At 63.8% G+C, this 17,406-nt stretch carries 11 protein-coding genes; 10 read left to right on the top strand and 1 reads right to left on the bottom strand.

Annotated features, from left to right (window positions below):
• Window positions 1–5: 5 nt before the first annotated feature.
• From MIC97_RS16600 to MIC97_RS16570, 7 genes are all read left to right on the top strand, one after another.
• Window positions 6–287 (top strand): hypothetical protein, encoded by a 282-nt coding sequence (locus MIC97_RS16600; RefSeq protein WP_239800936.1) that lies wholly within the window; start codon window positions 6–8, stop codon window positions 285–287.
• A 71-nt stretch (window positions 288–358) separates the two neighbouring features.
• Window positions 359–976, top strand: coding sequence for a hypothetical protein (locus MIC97_RS16595; RefSeq protein WP_239800935.1), 618 nt, complete (start codon window positions 359–361; stop codon window positions 974–976).
• A gap of 1 nt (window position 977) precedes the next feature.
• Entirely contained in the window at window positions 978–3,380 is a 2,403-nt protein-coding gene (locus MIC97_RS16590; protein ID WP_239800934.1) for a hypothetical protein, read from the top strand.
• 9 nt (window positions 3,381–3,389) lie between these two features.
• Complete coding sequence (locus tag MIC97_RS16585) at window positions 3,390–3,971, top strand: hypothetical protein (RefSeq protein WP_239800933.1); 582 nt, start codon at window positions 3,390–3,392, stop codon at window positions 3,969–3,971.
• The gene (locus tag MIC97_RS16580) at window positions 3,971–6,367 is read left to right on the top strand and encodes a hypothetical protein (RefSeq protein WP_239800932.1); all 2,397 of its coding nucleotides are present in this window, start codon (window positions 3,971–3,973) and stop codon (window positions 6,365–6,367) included. Before MIC97_RS16585 ends, MIC97_RS16580 begins: the two co-directional genes overlap by 1 nt.
• 599 nt (window positions 6,368–6,966) lie before the next feature.
• The gene (locus MIC97_RS16575) at window positions 6,967–12,009 is read left to right on the top strand and encodes an LPD38 domain-containing protein (RefSeq protein WP_239800931.1); all 5,043 of its coding nucleotides are present in this window, start codon (window positions 6,967–6,969) and stop codon (window positions 12,007–12,009) included.
• 47 nt (window positions 12,010–12,056) lie between these two features.
• Window positions 12,057–14,645: a hypothetical protein gene (locus MIC97_RS16570; RefSeq protein WP_239800930.1), complete on the top strand. Its 2,589-nt coding sequence runs from the start codon at window positions 12,057–12,059 to the stop codon at window positions 14,643–14,645.
• A 56-nt stretch (window positions 14,646–14,701) separates the two neighbouring features.
• On the opposite strand, the gene MIC97_RS16565 is transcribed toward MIC97_RS16570, so the two are convergent.
• Window positions 14,702–15,484 carry a hypothetical protein gene (locus MIC97_RS16565; RefSeq protein WP_239800929.1) on the bottom strand — a complete coding sequence of 261 codons (783 nt, stop codon included), beginning with the start codon at window positions 15,482–15,484 and terminating at the stop codon, window positions 14,702–14,704.
• Between the two features lie 174 nt (window positions 15,485–15,658).
• On the opposite strand from MIC97_RS16565, the gene MIC97_RS16560 reads away from it, so the two are divergent.
• The 3 genes from MIC97_RS16560 to MIC97_RS16550 are packed head-to-tail and all read left to right on the top strand — an operon-like array spanning window position 15,659 to window position 17,342.
• Window positions 15,659–16,534, top strand: a complete 876-nt coding sequence (locus MIC97_RS16560; RefSeq protein ID WP_239800928.1) for an N-acetylmuramidase family protein — start codon at window positions 15,659–15,661, stop codon at window positions 16,532–16,534.
• Window positions 16,531–17,049: a 3TM-type holin gene (locus MIC97_RS16555; protein ID WP_239800927.1), complete on the top strand. Its 519-nt coding sequence runs from the start codon at window positions 16,531–16,533 to the stop codon at window positions 17,047–17,049. Before MIC97_RS16560 ends, MIC97_RS16555 begins: the two co-directional genes overlap by 4 nt.
• A complete protein-coding gene (locus tag MIC97_RS16550) occupies window positions 17,046–17,342 on the top strand; it encodes a hypothetical protein (protein WP_239800926.1) in 297 nt (98 codons plus the stop codon). Before MIC97_RS16555 ends, MIC97_RS16550 begins: the two co-directional genes overlap by 4 nt.
• The last annotated feature ends 64 nt before the right edge of the window (window positions 17,343–17,406 follow it).

Raw genomic sequence — 17,406 nt, 5'->3', positions numbered from 1 at the left:
AAACAATGGCTTTCAACGCCAAGGGCTTCAAGACCATCACCCATATCGGCACGCCCGACGCCACGGGCGCAGCGGGCACCAATGTGTGTCTGCACGGCTATGTCACCACCGACGACACGGCCGGTGTCACCACCGGAGGCTACTTCAATGAGGTCGCCTCGCGGCTGAAGAAGGGCGACATCATCATGATGTCGCTGGACAACGACGGCACGGCGATGCTGCGAAACTATGTCGTCGCCTCGGTTGTCGCCGGCGTCGTGACGATCGCGGCGCAGAACGTAGCCTGACGTTCGCGTCCGCCGCCAGCTCCGGCGCGTCACGTCGCCGGAGCTGGTTTTCTTCATGATGGGATAACGCCATGGCCCTGCTTGTACCCGACGACATCATTGACGCCGCCTGCGCCGTGATCGGCGAGGATCCTATCGACCGTTCCGATCCGGAAAGCTCGAACAGCGCCGTCATGATCTACGAGGATGTCGTGGGCTTCAATCTCGGGGTCTACCAGTTCTCCTTCGGCCGCACGCTGGCGCAGCTCGCCGCAGTTTCGAATGCGATCCCGCTTTCCGGCTGGACGCGGGTGTTCGACCTGCCGCCGGAACGCGTCGGCCCGCCGATCTACGTCACCGACGACGCGAGCGACCCGAGCCGCCGCTTCACGCGCTACAGCCTGGTCGGCGACACGGTGCATTCCGACGCTGACGAACTGGTGGCTATGGTCAAGATCGTCCCGCCGCCGCATCGGTGGAGCGCCACGTTCAAGAGCGTTACCATCACCGCCTGTGCGGCTAGGCTGGCCTTCTCGCTCGCCTCCGACAGAACCACCATGGAAAGCCTCACCCAGGTTGCCTACGGCTCACCCGTAGAGAATTTCCGGGGCGGCCAGATGCGCGCGGCCATCAACGAGGATGCGCAGGCCACGCCGCCGCGCAAGCCCGACTGGAACAACAATCCGCTCGAGCGGGCGTGGAGGAGCTGACATGGTAGCTCGTCCAGGCCGGATGCAATCGGCCACGACGGCCGGCGAAATCGACCCTTCCCTTCATGATCGGTGGGAACTGAAGTATTTCAGCACCGGCCTTCGGCGCGCCGAAAACGTGCAGATCATCCCGCAGGGAGGGTTCACGCTGCGCGACGGCCTGCGCGACATCGGACAGGTGGATGCCTCGGCCGAGCGCATATGCCCCTTCGAGGCATCGGACGGATCCTCATACGATCTCGTGTTCTCGCACCTGTCCTGCGCCGTGTGGGGACTTGCAAGCCAGCTCGACACCTTCTCAACCGGCATCAGCGCCGAGATGATGCGTGAATTCACAACCGCGCAGCAACTCGACACCATGCTGCTTTTTCACAACGATCTCAAAACCCAGCGTATCAGGATCCGGGCGGCGGATGACTGGCAGCTGGACGATCTCCCCTATGAAGGATTGCCGAATTACGATTATGGGGCGGTCTACACCAACGGCGTACCGGCGAAATGGAGCGTTGAGTTCATCGGCTTGAGCCCCGCCGCGGTCGCCGGCCCAGACCAATTCCGGATCTATGTTTCCCGAGACGGTGGAAACCCGCTCGCGACTTCATGGATCGACTTTTCGGCAGATATGACGGTGCTGGCCACGCGCATTCAGAATGCCCTGCTGAACAATTTTTATATCAGCGCAGGGCTCGTGACGGCATCTGTTTCGGGATCGCCGAGCGGAAACCGCGTGCGGGTCACTTTCTCCGGAGCGGGAAACATCACGCATGATTGGAACCTGGTGGGCATGACCAACCGGGGAACGGTCGACCCGGTCAAGGTCGACGAGGGCGATGGGGCGACGCTGCCGGAAATATGGGAAATCGAATTCAACGGCCTGTCGGCGAGCGGAGCGACCACAGGCGGCAGCGTGTTTATCTTGACGGTCTCCAACCAGGACACCCAGTCGATCGCCTATAGAGGCGACATGACGTCTCTCGCGGGCGCCATCAATGACGCGATCTCGGATCTGCCCAACGTCAATCCGGGTATCACCGTCACCTCACCTTCGGCCGCCCGCATCGACATTACCTTCACGGGGGCCGGCAACGAGGGAGATGGTTGGGCGATCTCCAGCCGGGTCGTGAACAAGGCCGATGCGGCCGTGCTCGCCTTCAAGGAAACCCCGGGGGTACCGCCGGGCGAGCCGTTGATTTCTGCCGAGCGCGGCTTTCCGCACTGCGGTGCGTTCTACGGCCAGCGATTGCTTGTCGGCGGCTTCAAGAGCCTGCCGAACGCCTGGATGATGTCGAAGGTCGGCGACTACTACAACTTCGACCAGCGCCTGACGGAAGCCAACGGGCCCGCCCTGATACCCATGGACGTGCCGGGGGGCGAGCGCATCGAACGGATCGTGCCGAACCGCAACCTGCTGATCTTCACGACGAAGGCCGAATATTGGCTTGCCGAACGGGCACTTTCCAAGACCAGTGCGCCGAACCATGTGCAGTCGTCGCGCAACGGCACCCGGCGCGGGGTTCCGATCGTGGAGAATGAGGGCACCGCCGTCTACATCCACGCCAATGGCGATGTGCTCGGCGAATTCCGCTATACCGACGTTGAAGGCAATTTCGTCTCGACGGACATTTCGCTGCTTGCGCCGCACCTGGTCAACAACGTCAAGGACCAGGCGCTGCGCCGCTCCGCCGGCGCGACATCCGGAAACCTCAATGCCCTGATCCAGGACGATGGGCAGGCCCGGCTGATCACGGTCCTGCGCGAACAGGAAGTTACCGCCTTCACGCGCATGGTGACAGCCGGGACACCCATTGCCGTTGCGGTAAACGGGCGCAACGAGATGAGCTGGATCGTGCAGCGTTCCGACGCTCGCCGCCTCGAGCGCTTCGAATACGGCCTGCTGTTGGATGGCGCGCTTTCTTTCACATTCGGCGTTGCCACATCGACGATCGCCGGGCTCGAGCGCTTCAACGGCCAGGAAGTCTGGGCGATCGCGCATGACGACGTCTTCGGGCCGTTCGATGTCACCGGAGGAGAGATCGATCTGCCGGTAGCGGTTGAGGCGGTGACCGTGGGCACCTGGTCGCCGCCTGTCGTCGATACCCTCCCGCTTCCGCGCACGGTTGGCCCCAACACGGTGCTGCGCCGGCGGGCCCGCATTCATTCGGTCGTCCTGTCGCTCATCAACACCACGTCGATCGCCCTGGGCGTCAACGGAAAACCGCCTCGCGATCTGGATCTGCTGCGCTACGGCGCGCCTGCCGACGTGCCGGAATTGCAGGCGGCTTTCACCGGAGAAATCAAGATCCGCGGGCTGACGGGATACGAGGACGATCCTTTCGTCCGCATCACCCAGATCCGGCCGGGCCGCATGACGGTCCGATCCGTCACCATTGAAGCGGCGCTTTAGGAGGAAACCATGGAGCTCGCGCTCGGTGCAATTGCGAAAGTTGGAGGTCTGCTCGGCATCGGTGGCGGCGGCGCAGCGGCGGGTGCCACTTCGGCGGGCCTTGGCGGGGCATCCACACTTCTTTCGGCGCTTCAGGCCGTGGGCACCATCGCGGGCGGGCTGGCGGCCGCGGGCGCCTCGAAGGACATGGCGGCGCAGACGGAATTGCAGGCCGGGCAGGAAAAGGTGGAGAGTACCCAGCGCCAGACACAGATGAAGCGCACGCTGCTGCAGGTCCTCGGTGAAAACGACGTCACGTTCGCAGCGGCCGGCATCGATATTTCCGGCGGCATCGCGCAGCAGGCCCGGCAGACCGCGAACAGGCGCGCCGCCGACGAACTGACGATAGACCGGCGCGACAGCGATTTCCGCCGGGCGATGCTGAAAATGAGGTCGCAGGGGTATCGGCGGCAGGCAAACTCACAGATCGGCGGAGCGCTGCTCAGCGCCGCCGGCGGCCTGATCAGCACCGGGCTCAACAATGCCGGCCGCGGCGGCGCCTCCCTTTCCTCGGGGGCTGTGGATCCCTGGGCAGGAATGAGGATCGCCTGATGGTAAACCGGCAATCCCGCAATCCCGGCCAGCTCCGCCGATTTGAGGAAACCGCCCGTATCGGCGATGCGCCATCGTTTGCCGTGGAGACCGGGCAGGCATGGCGCGCGTTGAGCGACGTCGCCGGCAGTCTTTCCGGCCGGCTGGGCAAGATGGCGGACGATGCCGCCGCCCGGGAGGGCGAAGCCGCCGGCCTCGGCGTCGGCGCTTCATCGGGCGCGGCCTATCTGAAAATGCAGGCCGCCCAGGCGCAGGCGGCGGGAAAGGCCGGGGGAAGCTGGCGCGATGCGATCGCCTCGATCGAGAGCGCGGGAAGCGGCGGGTACGCGGCCGTGGGCCCGACGCACTCGAAGATGGGCCGCGCGCTCGGCCGCTACCAGATCATGGAGGCCAACATCGGGCCATGGTCGCAGGAAGCGCTTGGCCGGGCTGTCACTCCCCAGGAATTCCTTGCCGATCCGAAAATTCAGGATGCGGTGTTCGATCACAAATTCGGCGGCTATGTGCAGCGCTTCGGGCTGGAAGGTGCTGCGCAGGCTTGGTTCGCCGGCCCCGGCGGTGTCGGCAAGACCAGCCGCAATGATGTTCTGGGAACGGATGTCGGCAGCTACGGCCAGCGCTTTGTGGCCGCGCTGGGGAAAGGCGGGGCCGTGCCGTCCGCCCTGCCCGCCATCAATGTCTTGCCGACGCAGCCGCTGGCGCTGCGCCGCGACGGCACGATCTACGGCGAGGCCTATGACCGCGCGGCGGCCAGCGCCTACGCCTGGCGCATGCAAAGCGGCCTCGAGACGCAGATGCAGGCCGCATATGAGGCCAACCAGGACGATCCGCAGGCCCTCGCCGGCGCGCTTTCGCAGGTGCATGACGCCTTCGCGCAGGACCAGAACCTTGCCGATCCGCACTTGCAGGAGGCCTTCGGGAAGCGCTTCGCCGAGCGCAGCCAGGCCTACATGCTGGATGCGCAATCGAAGGCGGCCGCGAAAATGCGCGCGGAGGAAACGGCTGCCACCTTCGAGGGCATCGCGGCGCAGCGCCTCGGTATCCAGCGCCAGGCTGTCGCGCTCGGCGCCAATCCACAAGGCGACGAGATCATGCAGCGTGAACTGGCGAAGGCCGGCGCGGCGATCGACGGCGCGGTGGCGGCCGGCTCTCTGACGCCTGCGCAGGCAGCCAAGGAAAAGGCCGACCTTGCCGAAACGGCCGCTCGCGGGCGCGTCCAGGGCGTTTACGAGGCGCTGGACACGCCGGAGAAGAAGGAGGAATTCGCGACCGGCCTGCTGACGGAATGGAGCGAAGGCAAGGGTCCACTCGCCAAGCTGCCCTTCGAAACCGTCAAAAGCCTCTCGACCACGCTGTGGAATGACGCCCGGGCGCAGATCAATCGCAAAACGGCCGAGCAGAAAATCGAAGCCGCGCGCATCGCCGATCTGGTGAAAGACGACCTGGCGAGCGTTGCCGCCTCCGGAAAAGGCCTCGATCCGAAAGAAAGCGGCCTGTCGGCGGAAACTGTCGGAACGCTGCTTGGGCCGGAGAAGCTGGAAGCCTGGCAGGTTGCGCGGGCCGCCGCCGAACGCCAGTGGCAGGCGACCACGGGCATGGAGACGCAAACCGCCGGGGAAATCACGTCGCGCCTGGATCTGCTTGCGCCGAAGCCGGGAACGGCCGGATACGCGGAGGACCAGAAGGTTTTCGAGGCGGCGCAGAAAAAGGCGGCGGGCGTGATGAAGGCGCGCGCCGATGATCCCGCCGCCGCCGTCGAGGCCAGCTTCCCCGAGGTGGCCGCACTGGCGGACACCGCGGATCCGCAAGATCCCGACAGCCTTCAGTCGCTGGTTTCCGCCCGCCTTCAGGCGCAAACGGCACTGGGCATCGACGAACTGGGACGTTCCCCGCTCACCAAGCAGGAAGCCCGTGCGCTGGCGCGTGCGGTCACGGCGCAGCCCGACCCGGCAAAGAAGGCGCAGGCGATGTCGTCGCTTGTCGATCAGGTTCACGCCGCCTACGGCCCTCATGCCGATGGCGTCATGACACAGATCCTGCAGGTGCAGGGGATCGACAGGGAAATGGCGCAGTTCGGCACAGGCCTTTTCTCCCGCCTCAATCGCGGCGACGGCCCGGTGGCCGGGGAGCGCCGTCAGGGCGGCGTGCTGTCGGAAACCGATGCGGCCGCGCAATCAGCAACACCGACAGCCAGTGATGCCGCGCCGATGCCGAATTACCGGCAGGAACAGATGCTGCTGTCCAATCCGGACCTTGCGCCGGCCTTCGACCAGAAGTTCGGCACAGGAGCTGCCGCGCGCATCCTCGGCCAGCGCCAGCCGGGAACGAGCCGCAAGGTCGAAGGCGGAACCGCAACCGTTGACGAAACCGGAGAAAGTTGGGTGCCGGATCGATAGCCTAACGGCGCAAAGGTCTAGCCAGACTAGTTCTAGCTTAGTTCCCGGACTCCACATTTTCAGATAGCGCGCCCAAAATCTCCTCTGCGACTCACGATGTCATGGGGATTGATATGGCGCAGCCAAAAAAAGGCGCGTTACTAGTGTATCCACCCTATAGAAAGGGATGGCCCTATGTTGCGATAGTCGTCGGAGCAGAGCCCACTTTGGCTGGAGTGGGAAGCACCGAAGAACAGGCAATCCTACAGATCGAACAGGCATATGCAAATCCACCAAAATCGGGACCAACTAGGTTGGAGAAGCGGTTTACCCAAGGAAAGAAGTCGTGATCCATAGGAATTTGGAAATCGTTCTGCTTATGATCGCAGGTATTATTATCGGTGTGGCTGGCGTAACAACCGCAACATCGAGATATGATGTTCGAGTGACGGGCGGGTCTTCATCTGCATATGTGCTTGACCGTTGGTCCGGGCGATTGGATTTTTGCTATATGGGTAACTGCGCTCAAGTTGGCCCTCCACCTCATCCCGTCAAATCAGTTAACCCATTTGACGCACTTGATTGAGTTGACGGCACCGTGCCGGCCTTAGCCTGCTGGCATGGAACCAAATCCCTTCGACGCCCTCGACGACGACGCCGACACCATGCTGCAGGAGGCCCCGGCACCGGGGCTTGCCGAGCGCTTCTGGCTGAATTTCGAGGCCGGCCAGCGCCACAACACGGTGCTGGGCGCGGTGAACGACGCGGCCTCGGAGGGGAAGATCAAAGACCGCCAGCGCTTCGATGCGAAATTCGAGGCTTTTCCGGAATGGCAGGGTTTCCTCGAGGGCAGCACGGCGCTGGCAGGCCAGCTTGCCGGCACCGCCGCCAGCCCTGAAAACTTCCTGCCGATCGGGCTGGGCGAGAAGATACTCGTCGGCTCGAAGATGGCGGTCACGGGCCTTTGGGCGAAGGTGTTCGCCGGCGCCGTCGATGGCGCCGCCGCGAACGCGGTTGCCGATGCCGCCATCCAGGGCGTGGAGATGGGGGCCGGCCATCGCGAAGGGTTCGATCCGGTGCAGTACGGCGCCGGCCTCCTGCTAGGCGCAGGCATCGGCGGTGCCGGGGGTGTAATCGCGCGCGGGCTCGAAGTCCGGGCGGAGCGGCAAGCCGGCGCGCCCTCCGCCAATCCGTTTGACGCGCTGGACGACGCGCCGACGACGATGGACGCGGCTGACACCGTTGTTTCCGGAAGGGACGTGCAGCAAGCACCACCCTCTCAAAATCCGGATGCCGAGGCATCTCCTGCTTCAAAGATACAGGAGAAGCCCCCTGCTCCGCCGTCCGCAAGCCCGGAACCGGCCACGCTCGGCGACACGCTCTCGGCACGGGCAGCCGAGGCCCGCCAGATCGAGCCAACGCATAGAGGGCCGGCGGGCCCGGCCTATGCCGCCGAAGCATTCGGAGACTGGAAGGCGGCCGTCACGCATCTCGCCGAAGTGAAGGATGGTGAAATCACCGGCATGCTGTCGCATCCGGAGATCGGGCCGATCGACGTGGTATGGGGAAGCTACGATCCGGAAACCGGAAACGGGGCAGGCCTTGCGAAAATCGTCGGCAAGCACCCGGATATGGTGGATACCCTTCCGGACCTGGTTCGCTCCCTGCCGATCGAAAGCCGCAGCGACAATCGCATCGTGCTCGCGACGCCCGACCATCGGGCAACCATTCGCCTGGACTACGACGGCGAGCAAAAGACTTGGCTTTTGACCGCCTACAACGTCTCGGAGGAAAGGAAGGCAAGCCGGCGCGCCAAGGGTACTACCGAGCGCCCTGACGGTCTCCAGGAGGACACGTCCTCCTCCTCGCCGGCCGCTGACAATATAGACATCAAGCCCGCCATGGGCAATGAGGATGATGCCTTGCCGCTGCTCCTGAAGCAAAGCCGGGCCGCCAAGGCCGAAACCGCCGGCCGCGCCGCCGCCGCGGAATTCATGGCGGCGCCCGTCCAGGCCGGCCCGCTGCGCGGGCAGCTTGCACGCCAGCCCGGCGGCAGCTCGGGCAAAAAAGTCTCCGCCAATATCGCCCGGATACGCGAGACCGCAGAGAAGCTTGCCGCCGCCCTCGATGTCGCCGCGACCAGGCAGGGCAGATTGCCCCGCGCGAAGGGCGGCAAGGTGCTGGGCGTTTACAAGACCGGCTCCGGCACGGTGCGCGTGAAATCCCTCGACGATTTCGACGTGCTCACCCATGAATACGGACATCATGTCGAAAAGCATGTTCCGGGCCTGACAGCGCTCATGCGCAAGTACGGGGCCGAGCTGAAGAAGCTCGATTACGATCCGGTCGCCGGCCGGCCGGAGGAAGGGTTCGCCGAGTTCTTCCGGCTCTGGCTGACGAACCGGGCCTATGCCAAGGCGGAAGCGCCCGCCTTCGCGGCCGCGTTCGAAGCCGAGATGATGAAGCACGGCGAAATCCGCGCCGCGATCGACGACGCGGCGCAGGCATGGGCGGATTTCCTTTCCGCTCCCTCTACCGTGGCCGTCGCCTCCACCATCGTTTCGGCAAAAAAGGATGGATGGATTGCGGGCACCCGGGCGGAATTCCGCAAGAGCGGCGTGGCGGGAACCATCCATGACGTGCTGCAGCGGATCTACACCTTCGCGTTCGACGATCTCAATCCCATCGCACGGGCCGTGAAAGAGCTTCAGGAAGTTCATCTCGCCAACAAGGGGCGCAAGCTGGACCTGAAGGTCAGCGAGGACGCCTACAAGCTGGCGCGCATGTCGCGCGGCGCCTATTCGTCAGGCCATATGGACGTGATGTATGGCGTTGCGCCCTATCGCGGCCTCAACCCGGAAAGTCCGTCACTGCGAGATGCGATCGTCGAGGCGACCGGCAAGCCCAACGCCCTTTCCGGCTGGGATGCGGACAAGGTTCGGGACTTCGGTTCCTATCTGTGGTCGCGTCGGGCGCTGGGTGAATGGGGGCGCTTCGACCGTGGCGAGATACCCAACCCGCCAGACAAGCTGACGCGCGGCGACCATCAGCAGAACGTGGCCGAGCTCGCGGCCGCCAATCCGCAATTCGTGTCGGCGGCCGACAAGGTCCACCAGTTCAGCCGCGCGCTCTGGAAAAAGAAATTCGACGCCGGCCTGATCGACCAGACAACCTATGAGGACGGCCTGAAGATCGTCGACTACGTTCCCGGCCTGCGCGACTTTTCCTCCGACACCGATCAGAAGGTGACGGGTGGCCGCTCCAAGGGAGGTTCCGCAAAGAGCGGCTTCGCCAGGCGCTTCCGCGGCTCGAAGCGCGACGTCATCAATCCGCTCGAAAGTCTGGCGGCCGACGCCTACGAGACCGCGATGGCGATCGCGCGCAACGACGTGGTAAAGGCGCTGGACCGGCTGGCCATGACGGCCGGCCGGGGTGCCGGCGCGATCGCCGAGCGTATCCCGGCAAAGGAACTGCGCGCTTCCATGGTCGATCCGCTCGAGGCGGTGGAGACGGCGGCGCGCAATGCCGGGCTCGCCAAGCCAGACATCACCCTGTTGCGCGATGCCGTGGAAAGCGCGGTCGGTGATGAAAAAGCCGCCATCTTCCGACCGGCCATCATCAACGACAAAGGAGAGCCGATCGTGTTCTTCCGCGACGGCGGCCAGCTCACGGCCCTGCGCCTGGCCGATGGAAAGTTCGGTCGTGACATGTATGGCGTTCTCACATCGATGAACCAGAGCGAACGCAATTTCTGGCTGGAGCTGGTGGCCGTGCCCGCCCGGGTGCTGCGGGCCGGCATAACGACCGCATTCGAGTTCATCTTCGCAAACTTCGTCCGCGACCAGGCCATGGCCGCCATCTTCTACGGCAGCCCGCTGAAGCGCCTGGGCCGCTCCCTGCAGGGCGTCGGTGACGATCTTCTGGGATCCGAAACCGCGCGCAATTATTCGCGGGTCTATGGCCTCTCCGGCGGGCAGGAAACGGCTTCCCTGTCAAAGGCCATGGCCGAACGCGATATCTCCGCGCTGCGCCACAAAGGCTGGGTGGCCAACCGCCTCACATCGGTGCGCGGAATATTCCAGATCGCGGAGTTCTCGGAGACCGGCACCAGGCTGGGGCTGTTCCGGACTTTCGTCGATGAGGCCAAGGCCCGAGGCCTCGACGACATGGAAGCCGCCCTGGAGGCTAGCTGGCGCGCCCGTGACTATATCGATTTCGACAGGCACGGTTCCGGAATGGCGGCGCTGGCACGGGTGATCCCCTTCTTCAACGTATCCCTGCAGGGCACCGACAAGGCTGCCCGCCACATGATCGCCCCCCTAGCGAAGAAAGTGCTGGGCATAGCGCTCACGCCAGAGGAGCAGCGCGGCCTCGGAACTGCAATCAAGAGCTGGGCCTATACGGCGGCACTCACCGCGGCGTCGGTCTCTCTATATGCCCTGCAAAGCCGGCATGAGGACCACGACGAAATATCGGAAACCACGCGCGCCACCCACTGGATGATCAAGAGCGGGGGGCGGTGGGTGGCGGTTCCCAAGCCTTTCGAATTCGGAGCCATCATCAACCTTGCCGAGGCGGCCTATGATGCGATGTCGAGAAAGGATCCTCGGGCCGGCCGCCGCTGGAGAGACAGCCTGTTCGATACGCTCATGCCGCCCAGCCTGCTGGAAGGCAATCCGGCAATCACGTCCTATTTCGAGGTCAAGACCAACACCGATTTCTTCACCGGCGCGCCCATCGTGCCGGAGCAACTGCAGGGCCTCGAGCCCTTCCTGCAATATACCGCCCGCACCTCCGAGATTTCGAAGGGACTAGGCCGCATGTTCAACGTGTCGCCGGCGATCGCCGATCACCTCATCACAGCTCACCTCGGCTCCTGGGGTCGCTCGGCGCTGTCTCTCTACGATCTGGCGCAGCCCGACGCCCCGGGCTTCGCCTGGGACGATGCCCCCATCACGCGCCGTTTCATCAAGGATGCGGCCAAGGGTGCGCAGTCCGTCACCATGTTCTGGAAAACCGCCGGCGCCCGCGAGGGCGAGCTCGAGGGCAAGGCGCGCAGCTGGCGCACGATGGTGGAAAGCGGCGACCCCGCCGGCGCCGCAGATTACTATGCGCAGCAGGATGACATAGCGAAGGTCTATATCGGCCTGTCCTCCATGGACGCCAAGGCGCGCCGGCTGCATCCGCTGGTCCGCGCCCGCGGCGCGATCGAGGCGATCGGCGCCATTCGCCGGGATATGGCCGCAAACCGACTTACCGACGGCACCGGAAACCTGATCGATATCGGTTCGGCCGCGCGCACCGCCGCCGATGACATTCTTTCCACGCTGAGCATGGCGATCGCGCGCAACGCGCTTGGCCTAACCGGCGTTCCGGGATGGGCGCAGCGCGACGAAATCCCGGAGGACGGCTTCTATCGCGAGATCGAGGCCGTATCGCCCGAGCTCCTGCAGCGGCTCGCCGACGGCTTCGCCACCAAGAACGTCTGGGCTTACGAGGGCATCAAGGAAGCCTGGCCGGATCTGCGCCAGCGCATTCTGGCGGAAGGGTCGCGGGCACCCGTTCTCGATCTCGTCGGCATGGTGCAGGCCAGCGGAGCCCCGGTTTCCGGCGGAAACAAGATCAAACGGAAGGGCAAGCCGGAGTTGGTGCCTGGCGGTTGACCGCATCCGGCTGCGGCGATGATGGCGCAGACCAACCGGAGCCCGCCATGTCAGCCGTTTTTCCGCTCGAGGACGATCCACGCTGGCGCGAACACGTCGCCACTTCCGGCCAGACGGTGTTTCCCGTCCCCTACCCGTTCCAGGACAATTCGGACATATGCATCCAGAAGTTGGGGCTGGATGGTTCGACCACAGATCTCTCGGAACCAGAGCACTATGCGCTCACCGGCGCCGGCAACCCGGCCGGCGGCTCCTACGCGCTCACGACGCCGGCTGTCGCCGGTGAAAAATACAGGTCGATCGGCGACGCCGTAGGAAACCGCGTCCAGTCCGTCGTGCGTGCGGGGCGCTACTCGAGCGCAGCAACAGACAACGACCTGGACCGCGCCCTGATCAGGGATCTCGAATTAAAGCGCGATCTAAGCCGGACATTCAAGGCGGATTACGGTGAGCAACCCGGCCGAGTAGCCCTCTTGCCTGCCGGCCATTTCCACAAAGCCGACGAGCACGGCAATCTGATCGACGGCGGCTCGGCTGAAGACGTCGCGGCCGCCCAGGAAAACGCCGCGGCGGCGAAGGAAGATGCGGAAAGGGCGGAGGCAGCGCGGGACGTTGCCGAGGAAATGGCCGGCAGCGTGCAGTGGCCGGTTTCCTACGGCGTGGGGCAGACCCTGCTAGCCGTTCAGAGGCTGCAGGCGCAGGCCAACATCGGCCCGGTCAAGTTCGACACGGTTGCGGGGCTGCTGGCGGATACGATCCTCGCCTACTCCCTTGCAGCTGGCCTGGTGGCTGTCGCGGCAGACAAGATTGTTGAGGCGCAGGGCTTTCGCTACGAGGTTGCGGCCTCTGGCGCGACTGACCATCACATAGAGACGGCAGGTGGCGTGAAGCTGTATGTGCTGCCGTTGGGTGACCGGATGCACGCGGCTGCGTTCGGCCTCCGGGGTGACGGCGACGAAACGGGCCAGCTCCAGAAGTTGTTTTCCGCAGGTGCGGGCTATGAAATTCGCCTGGGGCGCGCGCAGAGATACTTGACGACCGAAGAACTTGCCCTTGCCGACGATACGTCGCTGAATTTACGAGGGTCCTGTCTAGATTTCGCCTGCATCGGAGCCAAGCGGAACCTCGCCGTTGTCGGCAACAACGTCAGCGTTTACGGGGGTGTGATCAGGAATGTAATCGGTACGCCCGGCTTGCAGAGCACGTACCAGACGCCGATTGTCATTGCGCGGTACGACTATCTTGATGCCTGCCGTAACGTGACCATCGAGCATATGCATGTGGAAACGGTCGCAGCCGGGCGACCCGGTATTGCCGTATTCGGCGACACCGAGAATGTGATCATAAGAAACATCGTCTTTCCCGACAGCGCTTATCTGGCGACGCCGATCACGGTTCATTGGTCCTTCAACGGGGATTGGTCGGACCATCCGCCCAAGACCACGGTGCATCAGCGCAACATCGTCATCGAGAACATCTCGATAGGCCGCATGACCTACAACTCCGGCATCGAGCCGGATATGAACATCTGCGGGGTGTATCTGTCGGCAGTCTACAACGCGAAAATCAGCAACGTCACGATCGAAGACATGCCGCACGGGAAGGCGGTCACGGTCTATGCCGGCGACTGGGGCTTCCAGCATTCCGCAAGCGAAGTGGAGAGGAGGTTCGGGTCCTGCGGGATCGAGATCGATAACATCCGGGGGTATGTTCACACGGGTCTCGAAGTCTACATGCTCAATCCCCTGGACCCGCCATCCGTGACATGGCCCACCAGTGTGGTTGTCTCCAACATGCACGTCAAAGGGCGGCCGGAGAACGTAGCGAGCCAAGGTCTGCGGCTGGGCTACGCCCCTCATGTCAGCATCAAGAACAGCTCGTTCGATGGCTTCAATGTCGGCGCGTCCATCAGCAGCGATGTATTCGATCTGGATATTGACGATGTTGATTTCATTAACTGCGCCCGCTGGGGCGTCAGCACCTCGCCCGCCGCGCTGACAGGGCGGGACTGGCGCTTCACAAACTGCCGGTTCAAGGCGAACAACCAGTCCTCAGCCGGCAGCGTCGCGGACATCCTGCTTCAGAACGTGGTCGGCGTGCTCTTGGAAGGTAACAAATTCGACAGTCCGCTTTGCGCCTTCAACATCCGGGCGCTGAATACGGCGGCCAGGCTGAGGGTGCGCAACAATCACTCCGATGGCGCGGCAACCATCTGCTACTCCTTCGGCGCCGGATCGGATTTCGGGATCGTCGAAGAGTACGTCAACAACACGTCTTCGGTGACGCCCTCGGCGGGTGTGCGCGGCGGTCAGACCACGCTGCCGATAATGTCGTTCACCCGCAGCGGAGCGGTGAACCAGCGCAACACGGTCTACACCTCGCCGATCATCCCGACCGTAGGGGTCTATGCCGTTGGAGACCGGGTGCTCCTGGAAGGTGCGACGGCAGGCCAGGCGTGCGAGGCGATCTGCACGGTCGCCGGCTCGCCGGGCACGTGGCTAGTGACCAAGCAGAGCGGGCCATTAGGAGGCAATTCCGCCGCACCGAACTTCGTTGGGCAGATTGCCATCTTTGGGGGTAATGCCTACGTCGCGACCGGCGTGGCGTCTGCGGCTGACTGGAAGGTGATGACGTAGGCGTAAGTTCAACGTACCAGGGAATGATAGGGATGGTTGATGGTGGTCAGATGGCATCAGGAGCGCGCGCACAAGATGTGCTCAGTCTCCGCTTCGAGACTGAGGACGATGTCCGACACTACGGTTCTCAGTTGGCTGAGCGAAGCAATCGCTGGCGCGCCGGTCAGTGGACCAGCATCATAGAGGGCTACATAAAAGGTGATATCGACATCGTAGTTGAGGTGGCCCTCAGGGCCACTAATGCCGAGTATCATCTCGTTTTTAGTTATGTCCCATCTTGGGGGAAGGTACGCCGTAGCGCCATTGCGGGTGGAGATATGACCGCCGTCTGCCCGACCCGCACCGGAGATCCTGGTGACTTGGCCGCCTATTTTACAACAGATGCGGTGTTTGCGTTGCGCGGCCTTGGAGAGATCGCAGATCAGGTCATTCCCCCCAGTATACCACTCCCCAGTCGGGTAACTCTGGAACCCAAGAAACGCGTCCCTAATCTCTGGCGGAAATTTGCCGACTCTGCCTTCCAGGTCATTCGGGTTTGCGGCGATTGGGAAGTAGATCAATCCGGGCTCGTTTCCTGTGATGGCTTCAATGGCGGCACAGGTAGCCTGATCGAGGGCGTGGCGAAGATCGTTGATGGCGGATGCGACGATGTGACGGGTGTTCGTCGGCAACTCGCCGCCAAATACGATCTTGAAAATCTTATCTCCGGTCTTCGGGTCCACCTCAACGATACGGCGGCCGCCATATCGTGCGAACAGATCCCGGATGATACGATCGAGTTCCGCCAGATTTTCCCCTGTCTGGTTGACGAGGAACTTTGGGCTCTCAAATAGCGTCATGGCCGATCCTCTCACCGAAGCCGATCGCAAAGAAGGACGCGAGTCGCAAGAAAAAGGCAAAGCCCGCTATTGAAAGAGAAAATGCCGACACACATTCTGCACAGTTGACGCCATCCCAGCGGCTTTAAAACCGTAGCACCGGCCCCTTTCCGGCCGGCAGCTACGGAGGCCGGCATGTTCGACGATGATGTTCGCCGTGAGATCGAGCGGGTTGCCAAGGCCCGCGGCTGGGGCGCGGCGCAGCTGCTCGCCGTGGCGGAGGTGGAGAGCGGCGGCAGGGCCTTCGCGATCGTCAACGGCCAGCGCGAACCGCTGATCCGCTGGGAAGGCCACTACTTCGACAAGCGGCTTTCCGGAGCCAGGCAGGCGCAGGCGCGCAAGGCCGGGCTGGCAGATCCGAAGGCTGGCGCCATTCCAAACCCCTCCACACAGGCCGGCCGCTGGAAGCTGTTCGAGCGCGCGGCCGCCATCGACCGGCAGGCGGCGATCGAAAGCGTTTCGTGGGGCATCGGCCAGGTCATGGGTGCACACTGGAAATGGCTGGGCTATCGCTCGGCCGAGGATCTGTTGCTCGATGCACGCAACGGGGTTTACGGCCAGGTTCGCCTGATGGCGAACTTCATCGACAAGGCGGGCCTCGCGCCGGCGCTTGCGAAACGCGACTGGGCCGCATTCGCCAGGGGCTATAACGGCCCGGCCTACGCGAAGAACCGCTATGACAGCAAGCTCGCAGCCGCCTACCAGCGCTATGTCAATCTTCCGCCGCTGCCTGCATCCGGGCCAAAACCGCCAGAGAAGCCCGTGGACGCGCCCGAGCCGACAAAGCCGGCAACACCCGCAGAAAACGCCAACCACGCTCCTTTGCCCGCGCAGGAGTCAAGGCGGGGCATTCTTGCGAAGGTGCTGGCCGCACTCGGCGTCGGTACGGGCGGCGCGACCGCGGCGAAGCTCACCCAGGGCGAGGCAGACCAGCTCGCCGCATTCATGATGTTTGTCGGCTTTGTGGCCATCGCCGTCATATTGATCATGGTGATCCGGAGGAAGAAATGAGCGGCTTGCTGGCGGGGGTCCTGATCGAGGCGGCCGGCCGGGTCGGCGCGCCGCTCGTCAAGGGCCTGCTCGAAAAATACGTGGGCGGGAAGGCCGGCGAGATCGGCGGGGAGATCATCGACGTGATCGCAGGCAAAGCCGGCGTGCCGCCGGCCGACCTGCCGAACCTGCCGGCGGACGATCTTGTCGCGGCCGTCCAGGCTGCCGAACCCCTGGCCGCCGAGCTGGTGCTTGCCGAGGTGGAACAGCAGCGGGAAGCCAACCGGCTGATGATGGCGGAGATGGACAAGGAGGGCGGCACCTGGACATGGGCCTGGCGACCTGCCTGGATGTGGCTGCTGGCCTTCCTGTGGACCTATGCGCTCGTGCTGCGCCCCCTGGTGAACGCGGCCGTGGGCGCGGCGATCGAGGCGGTGGACGTCTCCATGCTGATGACCCTGACCGGAGCGTATCTGGCGCTCTACATGGGCGGGCATACCGTGAAGGATGCCCTGCAACGATGGAGGGAGAAATGAGCGACCGCACGATCGGGGGGCTGGCAGTCGATATGAAAATCTCTCTTGGCAACATTATTGTCATTGGCACGCTGCTGGTGACGATAGTCGGCGGCTGGGCCACGCTCAAAAATCAGACCGAACAGAACACCGTCGACATCGCCAAGGCCACGACCCGCATCGAACGCCTCGAGACCGGATCGGGCGACATGAAGGACCGCCTGACCCGCATGGAGGTGACGCTGCAAAATCTGGCCGTCCAGGTGGATCGGGTTGTGCGCGCAGTAGAGCGGCCCGGTGCAGACAGGCCATAACTCCGTCGTGTGAAAAGCGGCAGGATTTGCGTCGTTTTCACACGATGCCTTATCGCAACCTATT

The organism is Aquamicrobium sp. NLF2-7, from assembly GCF_022359935.1.
GTDB lineage: Bacteria > Pseudomonadota > Alphaproteobacteria > Rhizobiales > Rhizobiaceae > Mesorhizobium > Mesorhizobium lusatiense.
This window is presented reverse-complemented; position numbering and strand designations above follow the sequence as displayed.